Genomic DNA, 14,511 nt, shown 5'->3' with positions numbered 1-14,511 from the left:
TTACGTCCGTCAATGGACTGAATCCTCCTGATGCCACTATTGCCAAAGCCAGTTATCTTTCTCTGGAATGTTGACGACACGATGTAATCATTGTGGCGAGGGAGCTTGCTCCTGCTCGGCGGCGCAGCCGTCGTCAGAACTGTTTGAGCGGACTACCTGACACGGCTTGGGGCTGCTTCGCAACCCAGCGGGAGCAAGCTCCCTCGCCACAAAAGTCCACTCGGCATGGCTCCTTTTTCAGCGCTCCGGCGCAATGCTCTGCACCTGCGCCCCGCCATTGACCCGCACCTGCAGCGCCGACTCGCTCGCCAAGGGGCCCGGTGCCGGCCAGCGCATCACCGCCCCCGGCAGCACGTAACCCAACAGGCCCTCGGCCAACGGCTTGCTTTGCCCGCCCTGTTTGATCGCCACGTCAGTCAGCCGCGCATGCACTGCGCCCTGATTGCGCACTTCGACATACGGCCGGCCGTCCACCGCCACCGTGCGCCAGCTCAATTGCGGCAGCCCCACGCCTTTGGGATCGCGCGGCCGCGTGCTGTCCTCCTTGCTCCACAGCCCCGCGCCGTAGGCAAACAACGGCACCGAATAACGCATCTGGAAGCGAATCGCCGCCGCCGTTTTGCCGCCCTCGGCAGCCGGTGGCTGAGCGCCAGGGATTTCGTCGATGATGATCCGGTAAGCCAGTTCCTGTCCCGGCGGCACATCCTTGGTTCGGGTCAGGCGCACCAGTTGTTTCTGGCCCGGTTCGATCTTCGCCACCGGCGGGCTCCCGATCACGTCACGCTGGTTCTGGTATTGCTCTTCAAAGCCGCTCTGGCTCCAGCCGAACACTCGGATCTGCAGGTTGGCGGTTTCCGTGCCGCGGTTCTCCAGCCACAACGCACTGGCCTGTTGATCGGCCTCCAGCACCGGATCGATCGGCCAGATCAGCACCGAACTGGCGGCCTGCGCATTGCCAGCCCCAAGCATCATCAGCGCCAGCATCACGCGCTGCGCAACCGAATGCCGTGAAGTCACTGCCCCCATGAACCTGCTCCTTGTCGGCCATTCAAACGTCGCCTCACCACGACAGTTGCACCTGCAACACGTCGCTGTACGTCCCCCCAGGCTGATTGCCCGGCAACTGCACCTGCCCATAAATCGGCAGGCTGATGTTGTTCGCATCGCTGTAAGCCACCGCCACGCTCTGACTGATGCCCAGACTCTGGCTGTAAGCCGCATCGCGAAACAGCGCGTACGCCACCCGCGCACTGCCGCTGTTGAGCTGCATATGCCGACCACTGCTGTTGTACTGGCCGCCATCGACGCTCATGTTCAGCGTCACGCCCGGTGTGCATTGCAACTGCACGCCACCGGTCAGCGCCACTTGCACCGTGCCGGTACCCAGAGCCGAACTCGTACCGAAATTCAGCCCACCGTAATTCGAGACACCGCCCACCACCAGGCACCCCGGGGTGATGGTGGCGCTGACCTGAAAGCTCTGACTGGTGGCGGCCCCCAGCGGCAGCGGCACACTGCCCGCACAGAGCAGGAGCAGCGCGGCACAGCCCTGGCGGCGCATGGCATCAGAACGTCAATTCAACAGCGACGGTGTCGGTGTACGTCCCCGCCGGCAACCCGGCCTTGCCCACCGCCTGACCGTAGATATTCACCGTCTGCGCCACGCCAGTGCTGGTCGCCAGGTTGATCGTGCCGTCGATCGGCAGCAGCTGCGAATGCCCGGCATCGGTGTAGAAGTCGTACGGCACATAGTTGGCGACACCGTCGTACAGCGCGCGAGCGCCACCCGGCGATTGACCGTCGTGGGCGCCGGCGCGCACCTTGACCACCGGGGTCGTGCCGCTGGAGCAGAGAATCGACAGCGCCCCGCCGCCACCGCCCAGAACCTGCCCGCTCGCGGTGGTGAACAGGCTGTTGGCGGTGCCGAAGTTCAGCGCACCAAAGTTCAGCCCGGTGGAACCGCCGGCACCGTTGACCTGACAGCTGCTGATCAGGGTCAGGCTAGCGGTGATCTGGCCGGTGACCGTGGTGGCGGCGTTGGCACTGGAAACCAGCGTCAGGCCGAGCAACGACAAACCTATCCTTGATGCAAACTTGCGCATGGTGTCCGTCCTCTACGGGTTACCAGTCGAGCGTCACCGTCAGCGTGTCGGTATAGACACCTGCCGGTACCGCGCGGGTATTCGCCACCACCGTGCCAAAGACCGGAATCGGTATCTGCGCACCGCTGGTGACAGCGAAATTGTGTTGTTGGCCGATGCTGTAGCGTTGGCTGCCGGAGGCATCCAGGAACAGTTGATAAGGCAGGGTCTGGCGTCCGTTGCTCAGGCGGCGGGTGGTGCCGTCGCCATGAGTGCCGCCGTCGATGGTGACCGTGAAACCGGTGACCGAGGGATTGCAGGCCACATGCAGCTTGCCGCTGCTGTCGCCGTCGAGACTGGCCTTGATGGGCGAAGTCCAGGTCGGCCCCTGCTGACCGAAATCAAGGGTGCCCAGATTGCTCACCGGGATCGCCGGGGTGGCGCTGTTGGTGACTTCGCACCCGGCGATCAGGATCAGTCGCGCGTTGATCTGCCCACTGATCGCTGCATGTGCGTCGTCAGCAAGCAACAGCAGCGTACCCGTGGCGATGACCATCCAGTGCTTGCCTGTCATTGCGTCCGTCCCTACTCCTTCAGGATGCTTGCGTCTCCCGCGCTCAGTACTGAACGCCCCTTCCCTGCGCAGCCCGCCTCCAGCGGATTGCCTGAAATCCTGCACTTACCAGGTCACGGTGACCTTCACCAGGTCCGAATAGCGCCCGACCTGTGGCACCTGGGCCAGACGCTCGATCCGCGCATACAGCGGCAGCTCCACGGTGCCGGTGTCCGGCACCCGACCGCTGACCGGCACGTTCACCATCAACGGCACCCGGCGCGCCGCGTCCTGAAACAGGTGGTACGGAATCGGCTTGCTCCCGGCCGCCCCCGCCATGTAGCGAACCTCACCGACGCCGCCGTGCAGGCCACCGTCGACACGCAACTGATAAGGTGTGTCGGGGTTGCACTCCAGGCGTGGCAACCGCTGGTTGGTCAGCGCCGCACCCAAGGGCCCGGCCGGATCATCGAGGCGCGCGGTGCTGCCGAAATCCAGCACGCCCAGTTGTTCGATACCCGCCTCGCGCTGCTGGCCGATCAATTGGCAACCACGCATCACGTCAACGCGGACTTCAACCTGAAGATCCGCCGCATATACCGCGCTCCCAAGCACCCCGAGCAGGCCCACCACCACACGTGCAATCACGGTCCCATTCCTTGGCAGGGAACATTCGGATGACGTTACTGTGTTTCAGGTTAGCAACAGTCGACGAATCCGCCAGTCGATTGGATCCATGGATCTTCCGGGATATGTTTCGAAAGGTTGGCAATACAACGAATTACATCGCTGCAAATAGCTGTACGTTCCACACAATGTTGTTCAGTAATCGCCCATTGTCGACACGCCGCCATGGAGCCTGACGCCGCCTCTGGTTACACTACGGCGCCGCGCTCCCGGGCGCCGGCCTGATGACTACGGAGTGACTGCACTGTGCCCTCTCGAGCGCCCAAACGATCGCCACTGACCCAACGCTGGTCGGCGCTGCGCCGCTGGCTCGCCAAGGGCCGGCCAGCCAGTGCCGGGCATGACGCCACTGCCCGCACGATCTACGAATACTTCCGGCTCAAGGCTCACAGCCAGGGTTACACCCTCAGCCACAGCCAGCAGCGGGTGATCGATTACATGGCACAACAGGCCAGCCTGTTGTTCGGTGCCAGGCCGCAAATGCCGCCGAGTCTGTACCTGCATGGTGCAGTCGGACGCGGCAAGAGCTGGCTGCTCGAAGGCTTTTTTCAGGCCCTGCCCACCACGCAGAAACAGCGCGTGCATTTCCATGAATTCTTCGCCCGATTGCATCAGGGCATGTTCGAGCATCGCGAACAGAACGATGCCCTCGGCGTCACCCTCGATGAACTGTTACACGACTGCCGGGTGCTGTGTTTCGACGAATTTCATGTGCATGACATCGGCGATGCCATGCTCATTACCCGGCTGTTCAAGGCCCTGTTTCAGCGCGGCATTGTGTTGCTGGTGACCTCCAATTATCCGCCGGAGGGCTTGCTGCCTAACCCGCTCTATCACGCGCGTTTCAAACCGGTGATCGACTTGATCAACGCACGCATGCACGTGATGGAGGTCGGCGGCCCCCACGATTACCGCAGTCAGGCGAGCAATCATGCGCACCAGGTCTTCACTCAAGGCCATTATGTGTGGCCGGCCGCAGCGACCCAGCGCCAGGCGCTGAATCTGCCGCCCGAGGGTGCGCCAGCCATGGCTCTGCCGGTGGGCAGCCGCCACATTCAGGCGCGCCTGTGCGAGGGCCGCCGGGTGGCTTTCCGCTTCAACGATTTGTGCGAGCAACCGACGGCGGTGATGGATTACCTGGAACTGTGTCGGCGTTTCGACCAGTGGATCATCGACGACCTGCCGGAACTGGACGAACGCTCGATCGCCGCGCAACAGCGCTTCATCAATCTGATCGACGTGCTCTACGACCAGGACAAACACCTGACCCTGCTCAGCCGCTTGCCGCTGCGCGAGACCCTGAGCGGCAACGCCATCGATCTGGCCCGCACCCGCAGCCGTCTGGGGCAGTTGCAGGAAATCCACTGATCCACTCAAGTCCCTTGTGGGAGCGAGCCTGCAGGTCAGATCAATGCAAACCCGGACTTTGCCGTTATCATGTCGCCCATTCCGAGCGCCCGGCGCTTCTTCATTTGATAGTGAACCTGCACATGCACACCCTTGCTCAATTGCGCGCCGGCGAGTTGTCGGGCATTACCCGGCTGGACCTGTCCTGCGGCCTGACCGAGTTCCCCCGGGAAATTTTCGATCTGGCCGATACGTTGGAGGTGCTCAACCTCAGCGGCAATGCCTTGAGCAGCCTGCCGGACGACCTGCATCGGCTGACCCGCATGCGCATTCTGTTCTGCTCGGACAACCACTTTACCGAGGTGCCGGAGTGCGTCGGCCAGTGTGCAGCGCTGACGATGATCGGCTTCAAGGCCAACCGCATCCGCCACGTGCCGGGCGCTGCATTGCCGCCGCGGCTGCGCTGGTTGATCCTGACCGACAACTGCATCGACACCCTGCCCAGCGAACTGGGCGAGCGCCCGTACCTGCAAAAACTGCTGCTGGCCGGCAATCGCCTGCAAGCGCTGCCGGCGTCGATGAGCCAGTGCCACCGTCTGGAGCTGATCCGCATCGCGGCCAACCAGTTGCGTGAACTGCCGCAGTGGCTGCTGACCCTGCCGAGCCTGACCTGGCTGGCATATGCCGGCAATCCGCTGGAAACCGAAGCCGACGCCGCCGCGCTGGAGGCCACGCCGCTGATCGACTGGTCGACACTGCGTCTGCAACAGCGTTTGGGCGAAGGCGCTTCCGGGGTGATTTCCCGGGCACAGTGGCAACGTAGCGCAGACTCGTCGGTGCCGGTCGCGGTGAAGCTGTACAAAGGCGAGATGACCAGCGACGGTTCGCCGCTGCATGAGATGAACGCCTGCATCACCGCCGGCCTGCACCCGAACCTGATCCGCGTGGAAGGCCGTATTCACGGTCATCCTGACGGGCAACACGGGTTGGTGATGCAACTGATCGACCCGAGCTTTCGCAATCTGGCGGCGTTGCCGAGCCTGGCGAGCTGCTCGCGGGATGTGTATGCCGAAGATTGCCGCTTCAGTGCCGAAGTGGCGCTGAACATTGCCAAGGGCATCGCTTCGGCAGCCGAACACTTGCATCAACACGGCATCACCCACGGCGACCTCTACGGCCACAACATTCTGTTGAACGATCAGGGCGACTGCTTGCTGGGGGATTTCGGCGCGGCATCATTCCATGCCACCACGGACAACTTGGAAACCCGGGCGCTGCAACGCATCGAAGTGCGGGCGTTCGGGGTTCTGCTGGGGGAATTGCTGGAGCGCATCGACTCAGGGCTGAGTGCCGAGCGGCGCGAAGTGCTGCAAGCGCTGGAACAGCGTTGCTGTCAGCCGGATGTGCTGGCGCGGCCGGGGTTTGGCGAAGTGATTCAGGTATTGCACGCACAATGACAAAAAGATCGCAGCCTGCGGCAGCTCCTACAGGGTTATGTGTACACCTGTAGGAGCTGCCGCAGGCTGCGATCTTTTGATCTTAGCCCGCCAGACCGACAAACATGTCCTGCACGTCATCGTGGTTGTCGAGGCCTTCCAGGAACGCTTCAACTTCAGCCATCTGCTCGGCACTCAGGCCGCTGACCGGGTTCTTCGGCTGATAGCCAAGTTTCGCCGACAACACCGTGAAACCTTGCTCAGGCAGGGCTTTCTGGACGGCATCAAGGTCGGTCGGATCGGTCAGGAACAGGGTCGCGCCCTCTTCACCCGGCTCGAAGTCCTGGGCACCGGCCTCGATCGCGGCCATTTCCGGGTCGGCGTCCGGGGTGTCCGGCGAGGCTTCGATCATGCCGACGTGGTTGAAGTCCCAGGCCACCGAACCGGATGCACCCAGTTGGCCCTTGCGGAACGCCACGCGGATTTCCGCGACGGTGCGGTTGATGTTGTCGGTCACACACTCGACGATCAACGGAACCTGGTGCGGCGCGAAACCTTCATACGTCACACGGTGGTATTGCACGGTTTCGCCCAGCAAGCCAGCGCCTTTCTTGATGGCGCGGTCCAGGGTTTCCTTGGGCATCGAGGCTTTCTTGGCCTGTTCGACCACCAGACGCAGGTGTGCGTTGGTGGCGGTATCGGCACCGTTGCGGGCAGCGATGGTGATTTCTTTCACCAGTTTGCCGAAGATCTTGCCCTTGGCGTTGGCTGCCGCTTCTTTGTGTTTAACCTTCCACTGTGCGCCCATTACTCACTCTCTTGATCTGTGGCGCCGAGACATCTATTGGCCGACGCATGGCGCCAAGTTTATACGGCCTAAAGTCGGCAATCGACCAAAAAAATTCATTGTTGAATCGACATCTTCACCACGACTTGTAGGGCGATTCTGAAAAGCCCACCAGCCACGACCATTAATGCTCGCGTTTTCGTACCCTCTGCCGTCCGTATTGCCCGACAGAGCCCGTATGAATGCTCAATGACCAGCAAAGCCCGTTCACCCTGACCCTGACCGACGGCCCACTGTGCCTGCCGGTCCTGTGTTTCAGTGGCAAGGAAGCACTCAATCAGCCGTTTCGTTTCGAGATTGAAGTGATCGCCCTGGCCCCGGCCTTGGCGCCGGGCAGCCTGCTGCGACAACCGGCGTTCCTGCGCCTGGGCGACGCTCACGGCATTCACGGCCTGATCCACAGTGTCAGTTGTGAGCATCGCGCCAGCCACCGCATTGGCTACCGATTGACGCTGGTGCCGCACCTGCAACGTCTGGCGCAGTCGCCACAACGTCGGGTCTTCGTGCAAGCGAGCGTGCCGGCGATCCTTGCGCAACTGCTCGAAGAGCATGAGCTGCCAGCCGACAGTTACCGGATCGAAATGAGCGTCAGCCATTACCCACCACGGGAATTTTGCCTGCAATACGAGGAAAGCGACCTGGCCTTCCTTCACCGTCTGTGTGAGGAGGAAGGCATTCACTATCACTTCGAACATCGCCCGGACGGGCATGTGGTGGTATTTGCCGACGACAACCTGAGCCTGCCGCAGGAACCGCTGGCAGTGCCGTTTGCCGTGACCGACGACACGCCCTCACCACGTATCAGCACGCTGTTACAGCGCCATGACGCGACACCGGTCATGGCCGCGCCCGGCATTCGCAATCGGGGCCAGGCAGTCATCAGCGCCGACGCGGCCAACCACCCTGTGCCGGCGCTCACACCGCGGAACCTGTCGAGCGACCAGCGTCACACCGAACAACGAAGCCGACGTCATCTGCAGCGCCAGCGCTGCCAGTCGCGCACGATTCGCGGATCCGGCGATTGCAGCGCGTTGCGCAGCGGGCATCTGCTGCAGATCAGCGAACACCCGATCCATGCGTTCAACGAGCAATGGCTGATCACCGAACTGCACCATCAAGGCCGGCACCCTTCGATCCTTGATCCGACAACCGAGGTGCATGATTACCGAAACGACTTCAGCGCCCTGCCCTGGTCGAGCGACTTTCGCCCGCCCCTGGCGCAGCCGCGCCCGAACATCGGCGGCTATCACCTGGCACGAGTGCTGGGATCGCCTGGCCAGCCAGCGCCACTGGATGATCGCGGGCGCATCGGCGTCAGTCTGTGGCCGACGCAGACATCTGAGCCTGCATGCCTGTGGTTGCCGATCGCGCTGACCGGCGCCGGCCGGCTCGCCATCCACCAACTGCCCCGCGCCGGCAGTGAGGTGTGGGTGAGCTTCCTCGACAGCGACCCGGATCGACCGATCCTCTGCCTCGCCCATCCACCCCCGGCGCCACCGAACGAAACGCCACCGCCGCACGACGGCAGCCTGTTGCTCGACTGGCTGCTCCACGGGGCCGATCCGTAAGCATCGCAGACATTGGAATTGAGAACAGCTGCCGGAAAGTGGTTGGCCGTCAGGCCGCCATCGCTGGCAAGCCAGCTCCCACAGGTGGATTGGGTGTGGGCAGTGGGAGATCGGTCGGCTGTCAGGCCGTCTTCGCGAGCAGGCTCGCTCCCACAGTGGGAATGGGTGTTGGCAGCTGGAGACTAGTCGGCTGTCAGGCCGCCTTCGCTGGCAAGCCAGCTCCCACAGGTGGATTGGGTGTAGGCAGTGGGAGATCGGTCGGCTGTCAGGCCGTCTTCGCGAGCAGGCTCGCTCCCACAGTGGGAATGGGTGTTGGCAGCTGGAGACTGGTCGGCTGTCAGGCCGCCATCGCTGGCAAGCCAGCTCCCACAGGTGGATTGGGTGTGGGCAGTGGGAGACTGGTCGGCTGTCAGGCCGTCTTCGCGAGCAGGCTCGCTCCCACAGTGGGAATGGGTGTTGGCAGCTGGAGACTGGTCGGCTGTCAGGCCGCCATCGCTGGCAAGCCAGCTCCCACAGTGGGAATGGGGGTGTTCAGTTGGAGATCGGTTGGCTGTCAGGCCGTCTTCGCAAGCAGGCTCGCTCCCACAGTGGGAATGGGTGCGGTCTGTTGGAAATTGGTCGGCCCATAGGCCGCCTTCGCTGGCAGGCTGGCTCCCACAGAAAAGCAAAGCAGCCCAGGCAGACCGCATGCTTTTCACCACTCAACAGGATGAGCGTTAGCTCGGCTGCAGCTCTTGATCTTGCCGTGCCGGCCCCATCGGCAGGCTGAGTGGAGGGGTTTATCCGGGGGTGGGAGCGCAGCGACCGTTTGGCGCAGCCAAACACAGCGAGAGGAGGTGCAGCGAAGCAAACCGTAGGCGCTGCCCCCCGGATGAATCCCGTAACGAAGGAACCCGAGCCTAAGCGAGGGCCGCACGCCGGGGCCAAGCCTTTTGCTTACTTTTCGGCGTCTGGAAAAGTGAGTCGCTGTAAGAGCGAAACCATAAGAAGCCGTTACCGCAGAAACGGATATGTACTCGGTAACCCAAAAGAACGCAGCGCTCGCCAGCCCCCAATCACCCCTTGTCAGCCTTCCCCGCCGCCGCCGCAAACTTCGCCAACCGCACATCCAGATGCCGCGGTCGCCGCCCATGATCCTCAGCCCGCTCTTTGCGCCGAATCGCATTACGCACCATCAACGACCCCAGATACCGAATCGGCTCCGGCGGAAAATACCCCAACGGCCCGTTCACCAAGGGCGAACGGGTCCAGAGGTTATCGAGCCCCTGCACCAACGAGGCAAGAATCTGCCCGCCCATGTGACACGGCCCGACGCCACTGCCGGAATAACCAAAGCCATAAAACACATTGCCACTGGCACTCATCTGCCCAAAAAACGGCAACCCGGTCACCGAACGATCCGACGGCCCATTCCAGGTCGCATCCACCTTGACCTCGGCAAACGCCGGAAAAAACGCCCCAAGGCTGCGCTTGAGCAAATTCGCATAGGGCGATGGCTGATCGAACACCGGCAGAATCCGCCCGCCAAACGCAAACGTGTTGCCACCCTTGCCAAGCATGATCCGGCCATCCGGGGTGTTGTGGTAGTAGTGCACGAAAATCCGCGAGTCGAGCACAGTAACGCCACTGGTCAAACCGATTTCCTGCAGCAGATCCGGGCGCGGTTCGGTGATCAGCATGTCGCTGGAGACAATCGCCACGCTGCGCTCGAACTGCGGAAACGCGCGGGCCATCCACGCATTCATCGCCAGCACCACGCGGTCGGCAATCACGCAACCATGAGCGGTGTGGATTCGCGCCGGGCGGCCCTCTTCCAGACCGGTCATCGCGGTGTTTTCGTGGATCTTCACGCCCAGTTGCAGCGCCACCCGGCGCAAGCCGCGCACCAGTTTGCCCGGTTGCACACTGGCGGCTGCCGGCGAGAACCAGCCTTCCAGATGCAGGCTGGAACCGGCCATGCGCTGTACGTCGGCCACCGGCCGCTGGGTGAACGAGTTGATGCCGTTACGCTCCAGCGCCGCGATCACGGCGTCGGTCGAACCGACCTGCGCCTTGTTGGTGGCGGTGTACAGCGTGCCGTCGAGGCGGTAATCGGCATCGACGCCGTACTGTTCGCAGAACTCGCCGATGGCGTGGATGCTGCGCTCGGATTCCTTGACCAGGCGCACCGCCTCCTCGACACCGAACAGGCGCTCGAGGGTGAAATACTTGGCCGACCACGACAGCGCACAACCACCGTTGCGCCCACTGGCACCGGCGCCGCAGATGTCCGCTTCGATCATCAGCACGTCGAGCTCAGGGTTCTGCTGCTTGAGCATGATCGCCGTCCACAACCCGGTGTAGCCACCGCCGACGATGCACACGTCGGTGCGCACTTCACCTTGCAGCGGCGAACACGTCGGGGATGCGTCGGCCTGCAAGGCTTGCTCGAGCCAAAAAGGTCGCATGGGATTCTCCAGTCAGATGGCCACGACACAGCCTGCCGCGAGCACCGCAGCAGGCCGCGAAGCAAGGGTTTTCAGTTACGCAGGGGTTTGATGGTCAGCGGGCAATTGGGCACAGACGCGCGCGGTTCCATCACCCCGACCGGGCGGCTGTTCCAGTGCGGGATCAGCACCAGCGCCGAAAACAAGGCGCAGCCGGCGAAGACAATGAACACCGTCACCGAATCGAAGTAACCCGGCAGCAATCCGCCGAGCACCGCGCCAACCGAACCGCAACCGTTGACGAAACCGGCCGCCGTGGCGCCGGCCTTGGCCTTGCCGAAGTCAATCGCCGCCGCGCCGCTGATCATCGAGTCCGGTCCATACAGGGTCAGGCCCATGACAAACAGCAGCGCCACCACCAGCATCACGCTGCCGGTGTGCAACGCGCCCATGAACAACGCCAGAGTCACGGTCAGGGCCAGCAGACTGAGGACACAGGCCGGCATGCGCCGGGCGCCGAACAGCTTGTCCGAGGCCAGGCCGATCATGATCGGCCCGAGCAGACCGGCCAGTTCAAACGAGGTGGGAATGATTGCCGCGCCGACCTTGCCGACACTCGGCATCTGCTCGAAGACGATCACCGGCCCCCACAGCAGAATCGCGTAACTCGCCGGTTTCAACATGAAATACGCCAGGCCCAGCACCAGCACCGTGCGGTTGCGCAGGATTTCCTTCAACGGCTCCCAGACGCTCAGCTTGCTGTTGGCCTCGGTTTCTTCTGCACTGAGTTCCGGCTCCGGCTCCACGGCCGGCAGGCCGACGTCTTCCGGTTTGTTGCGCTGAAAAATGAAGAACAACAGCGCCACCGCCGCGACCACCGCGGCGCTGGATATGAACGCTGCGTGCCAGGTGCCGATCAGTGTATACGCCCACCAGCCGGCGAACGGCGAGGCTACCAGACCGCCGAACGCATAGCAGGAGCTCCACAATCCGAGCACCCGCCCGCGCTGCTGCGCCGGGAAGAAACTGCCGAGGTTCTTGCACAATCCCGACCAGCCGGTGGACTGCGCCAGGCCCTGAATCAGCATGCAAGTGGCGAAGATCGGTAGCGTGGCAAAACTGCCCATCACTAACGCCGCCGCGGCGGAAATCAACAGCCCGCCGAGCACCACGACCCTTGGGCCGAAGCGGTCGGCGAGCATGCCCCAGGTGAATTGGCCGATGGCGTAGGCCGCCAGATAGATCGCATCGAGGTTGGCCATGGCCATCTTGTCGAGCATGAAGGTCGGGTCTTCCGCGATGCCCAGTTTGGCCACGGAAAACGCTTTGCGGGTGAAGTAGAAAGCGGCGTACGCGAGCCAGGTGATAGCGAAAATCTGCATGCGCCAACGCGCAAGGGTGCCGATGTGCTTGTTCATTGTGGTTCTGACCTCAGGGTGTGAGTGTGCCGGCAGAATCGTTAAGTAAACGCCTGTGTTTTTTATTGTTGAGCACTGCGCCAGCGCCCCATCCCTATGGCGATAGCGGTCAGATGAGTCCTGTTATTGCACGCACAGGCTCATCGCCAGCGTTGCTGCCCGAGCGGGCAGTCAGCGATGGCGTGAGCGGATCAAAGCAATTACTGTTTAATAAATAAAATCGATTTATCGTATTTCACACATAAGCTCAGCTTGTTACTGGAGGCTGCATGTCGGTGTCCCACGCCCAGCTCAAAGCCTTTCACGCCGTGGCTGTACACGGAAGCTTCACTAAAGCGGCCGAACGGCTTTTTCTCACGCAACCGGCGATTTCCGACCAAGTGCGCAAACTGGAGGAGCGCTTCGGTGTGTTGCTGTTTCATCGCAACAAGCGTTCGGTGCGCCTGACCGATCTGGGCGAGCGCCTGCTGGCGATCACCCAGCGGCTGTTTGTGATCGAGGCTGAAGCCCAAGAACTGCTACAGGAATCTCAGGCGCTGCTGACCGGCAGCCTGATTCTGGCGGTGGATGCCCCGGTACACGTGCTGCCGCTGATTGCGCGGTTCTGCGAGCGCTACCCGGGGATCAGCGTGAAGATCGAGACCGGCAACACCGATGAATCGCTGTTTCGCCTGTTCAACTATCAGGCCGATCTGGCGCTGCTCGGGCGTGATGTCAGCGATGAACGTTTGCTGTGCGTGCCGCTGCGCAATGACCCGATGGTGGCGTTCGTTTCGCGCCATCATCCGTGGGCCGAGCGTGAGTCGATCTGCCTGGCGGATCTGGATGACACGCCGCTGGTGCTGCGCGAGCACGGCTCGGTGACCCGGCAGACCCTGGAAGAAGAAATGGCCGGCGCCGGGTTTCGCATCCGTCCGGCGATTCAGGTCGAAGGCCGGGAAGCGGCGCGCGAGGCGGTGGTGGTGGGAATTGGTGTGGGGGTTGTTTCGGCGGCGGAGTTCGGCGCGGATTCGCGGGTGTGTGCGTTGCCGATTACCGACTGCACCCGGCGTTTGACCGAGACCCTGGTGTGCTTGCGCGAGCAGAGTTCGCGGCGGGTGGTGGCAACGTTTCTCGATATGGTGCGCGAGAGCCTGATCTGACCCACCACCTGTAGGAGCTGCCGCAGGCTGCGATCTTTTGATTTTGCTTTTAAAAAACAAGATCAAAAGATCGCAGCCTGCGGCAGCTCCTACAGGGGGATATGGGCATGGCGCAATACTTGTCTACGATGTATCAGGCTGTCGCCAGACCGAAGAACGCCTGAATCAAGCGCAACTCCCGCCGCCGCTCCATGCAGCCAATCATGTGCCGATTGACCAGCCCGTCGCCGACGATCGGCAGCGCCACCACCCGCGGATCATGGCTGACTTCCACCGATGACACCACGCCCACCCCCAGTTCCGCCGCCACCGCCTCGGTCACCGCTTCGCGACTGTCCAGTTCCAGCAACACCCGTGGATTGACCGCCGCCTGCGCACACGCCTGATCAAAGGTACGGCGGGTGATCGAACTCGGCTCGCGCAACACCATGATCACCTGATCCAGCTCCTTGAGCCGCACCTCGCCGCTACGCTGCGCCCACGCATGCCCGGCGGGCACCAGCGCGCAGATCCGCGATTCGCTCAAGGCTTGCAGATGCAGGCCCTTGCGCGGTTCGACCTCGGTCAGCACCGCCACGTCCGCGTGTTCCGATAACAGCGCGGCGAGGGTTTCCTGGGCATTGCCCAGACGCAGATTCACCGTGATCCCCGGATACCGCGCGCGCAGGCTGGCAAGCATCGGCATGACCATGTGCGGACCGTCCGCCGCCACTTCCAGACGCCCGGTGAGCAACTGGCGGTTGGCTTCGAGCAGGGTCTGCGCTTCTTCGGCCAGGCCGAACATGGCGCGGGTGATCGCCGCCAGTTTGGTGCCCTCCTCGGTCAGTTCGACCCGACGCGCGGTGCGCCGTAACAGGGTGATCTGGTAGTGCTCCTCCAGCGCCTTGATGTGTCCGGTGACCGCCGGCTGACTGATGAACAGGCGCGCGGCGGCGCGGGTAAAGCTGCCTTCCCGGGCCACGGCGTCGAAGGCGCGCAGCTGGAACAGATTCATGGATAACCCTCA

13 protein-coding genes are annotated in these 14,511 nt (G+C 62.8%); 4 read left to right on the top strand and 9 right to left on the bottom strand.

The features are described 5' to 3' along the window. Window positions 1-237 precede the first annotated feature (237 nt). The 5 genes from ACYZUM_RS06770 to ACYZUM_RS06750 all read right to left on the bottom strand — a co-directional run bounded on the left by ACYZUM_RS06770 (window position 238) and on the right by ACYZUM_RS06750 (window position 3,282). A complete protein-coding gene (locus tag ACYZUM_RS06770) occupies window positions 238-1,026 on the bottom strand; it encodes a fimbrial biogenesis chaperone (RefSeq protein ID WP_041068752.1) in 789 nt (262 codons plus the stop codon). 34 nt (window positions 1,027-1,060) lie between these two features. Then, window positions 1,061-1,561, bottom strand: a complete 501-nt coding sequence (locus ACYZUM_RS06765) for a Csu type fimbrial protein (RefSeq protein ID WP_041068749.1) — start codon at window positions 1,559-1,561, stop codon at window positions 1,061-1,063. A 4-nt stretch (window positions 1,562-1,565) separates the two neighbouring features. Further along, on the bottom strand, window positions 1,566-2,102 hold the full coding sequence (locus ACYZUM_RS06760) for a Csu type fimbrial protein (RefSeq protein ID WP_098968110.1): 537 nt from the start codon (window positions 2,100-2,102) through the stop codon (window positions 1,566-1,568). Between the two features lie 19 nt (window positions 2,103-2,121). Further along, window positions 2,122-2,655 carry a Csu type fimbrial protein gene (locus ACYZUM_RS06755; RefSeq protein ID WP_108182289.1) on the bottom strand — a complete coding sequence of 178 codons (534 nt, stop codon included), beginning with the start codon at window positions 2,653-2,655 and terminating at the stop codon, window positions 2,122-2,124. A 105-nt stretch (window positions 2,656-2,760) separates the two neighbouring features. Further along, window positions 2,761-3,282 carry a Csu type fimbrial protein gene (locus ACYZUM_RS06750; protein ID WP_108182288.1) on the bottom strand — a complete coding sequence of 174 codons (522 nt, stop codon included), beginning with the start codon at window positions 3,280-3,282 and terminating at the stop codon, window positions 2,761-2,763. A gap of 285 nt (window positions 3,283-3,567) precedes the next feature. Between ACYZUM_RS06750 and zapE the strand changes: the two genes are divergently transcribed. Together zapE and ACYZUM_RS06740 are read left to right on the top strand one after the other, a co-directional pair. Beyond that, a complete protein-coding gene (zapE, locus tag ACYZUM_RS06745; RefSeq protein ID WP_108182287.1) occupies window positions 3,568-4,689 on the top strand; it encodes a cell division protein ZapE in 1,122 nt (373 codons plus the stop codon). Between the two features lie 122 nt (window positions 4,690-4,811). Then, window positions 4,812-6,125, top strand: coding sequence for a leucine-rich repeat-containing protein kinase family protein (locus ACYZUM_RS06740; protein WP_108182286.1), 1,314 nt, complete (start codon window positions 4,812-4,814; stop codon window positions 6,123-6,125). An 82-nt stretch (window positions 6,126-6,207) separates the two neighbouring features. Here ACYZUM_RS06740 and ACYZUM_RS06735 read toward each other — a convergent pair whose 3' ends face one another. Next, window positions 6,208-6,912 carry a YebC/PmpR family DNA-binding transcriptional regulator gene (locus ACYZUM_RS06735; RefSeq protein ID WP_027614601.1) on the bottom strand — a complete coding sequence of 235 codons (705 nt, stop codon included), beginning with the start codon at window positions 6,910-6,912 and terminating at the stop codon, window positions 6,208-6,210. A gap of 221 nt (window positions 6,913-7,133) precedes the next feature. Here ACYZUM_RS06735 and ACYZUM_RS06730 point away from each other — a divergent pair, with 221 nt between their 5' ends. Beyond that, a complete protein-coding gene (locus ACYZUM_RS06730) occupies window positions 7,134-8,519 on the top strand; it encodes a type VI secretion system Vgr family protein (protein WP_108182285.1) in 1,386 nt (461 codons plus the stop codon). Between the two features lie 1,055 nt (window positions 8,520-9,574). Here ACYZUM_RS06730 and ACYZUM_RS06725 read toward each other — a convergent pair. Both ACYZUM_RS06725 and ACYZUM_RS06720 read right to left on the bottom strand, forming a co-directional pair. Then, on the bottom strand, window positions 9,575-10,966 hold the full coding sequence (locus ACYZUM_RS06725; RefSeq protein WP_108182283.1) for an FAD-dependent oxidoreductase: 1,392 nt from the start codon (window positions 10,964-10,966) through the stop codon (window positions 9,575-9,577). A gap of 71 nt (window positions 10,967-11,037) precedes the next feature. Further along, the gene (locus ACYZUM_RS06720; RefSeq protein ID WP_142580167.1) at window positions 11,038-12,363 is read right to left on the bottom strand and encodes an MFS transporter; all 1,326 of its coding nucleotides are present in this window, start codon (window positions 12,361-12,363) and stop codon (window positions 11,038-11,040) included. Between the two features lie 269 nt (window positions 12,364-12,632). On the opposite strand from ACYZUM_RS06720, the gene ACYZUM_RS06715 reads away from it, so the two are divergent. After that, entirely contained in the window at window positions 12,633-13,505 is an 873-nt protein-coding gene (locus tag ACYZUM_RS06715; protein WP_108182282.1) for a LysR family transcriptional regulator, read from the top strand. 133 nt (window positions 13,506-13,638) lie between these two features. Here ACYZUM_RS06715 and ACYZUM_RS06710 read toward each other — a convergent pair whose 3' ends face one another. Next, window positions 13,639-14,499: a LysR substrate-binding domain-containing protein gene (locus ACYZUM_RS06710; protein WP_108182281.1), complete on the bottom strand. Its 861-nt coding sequence runs from the start codon at window positions 14,497-14,499 to the stop codon at window positions 13,639-13,641. Between the last annotated feature and the right edge of the window lie 12 nt (window positions 14,500-14,511).

This window comes from Pseudomonas sp. m6p (assembly GCF_055760375.1).
The sequence above is the reverse complement of the archived record's forward strand: the minus strand, read 5'-3'. Positions and strand labels throughout refer to the sequence as shown.

Coding starts and splice junctions, on each gene's coding strand:
- ACYZUM_RS06770 (WP_041068752.1), bottom strand. CDS start 1,026: ATGGGGGCAGTGACTTCACGGCATTCGGTTGCGCAGCGCGTGATGCTG.
- ACYZUM_RS06765 (WP_041068749.1), bottom strand. CDS start 1,561: ATGCGCCGCCAGGGCTGTGCCGCGCTGCTCCTGCTCTGTGCGGGCAGT.
- ACYZUM_RS06760 (WP_098968110.1), bottom strand. CDS start 2,102: ATGCGCAAGTTTGCATCAAGGATAGGTTTGTCGTTGCTCGGCCTGACG.
- ACYZUM_RS06755 (WP_108182289.1), bottom strand. CDS start 2,655: ATGACAGGCAAGCACTGGATGGTCATCGCCACGGGTACGCTGCTGTTG.
- ACYZUM_RS06740 (WP_108182286.1), top strand. CDS start 4,812: ATGCACACCCTTGCTCAATTGCGCGCCGGCGAGTTGTCGGGCATTACC.
- ACYZUM_RS06735 (WP_027614601.1), bottom strand. CDS start 6,912: ATGGGCGCACAGTGGAAGGTTAAACACAAAGAAGCGGCAGCCAACGCC.
- ACYZUM_RS06730 (WP_108182285.1), top strand. CDS start 7,134: ATGCTCAATGACCAGCAAAGCCCGTTCACCCTGACCCTGACCGACGGC.
- ACYZUM_RS06725 (WP_108182283.1), bottom strand. CDS start 10,966: ATGCGACCTTTTTGGCTCGAGCAAGCCTTGCAGGCCGACGCATCCCCG.
- ACYZUM_RS06720 (WP_142580167.1), bottom strand. CDS start 12,363: ATGAACAAGCACATCGGCACCCTTGCGCGTTGGCGCATGCAGATTTTC.
- ACYZUM_RS06715 (WP_108182282.1), top strand. CDS start 12,633: ATGTCGGTGTCCCACGCCCAGCTCAAAGCCTTTCACGCCGTGGCTGTA.
- ACYZUM_RS06710 (WP_108182281.1), bottom strand. CDS start 14,499: ATGAATCTGTTCCAGCTGCGCGCCTTCGACGCCGTGGCCCGGGAAGGC.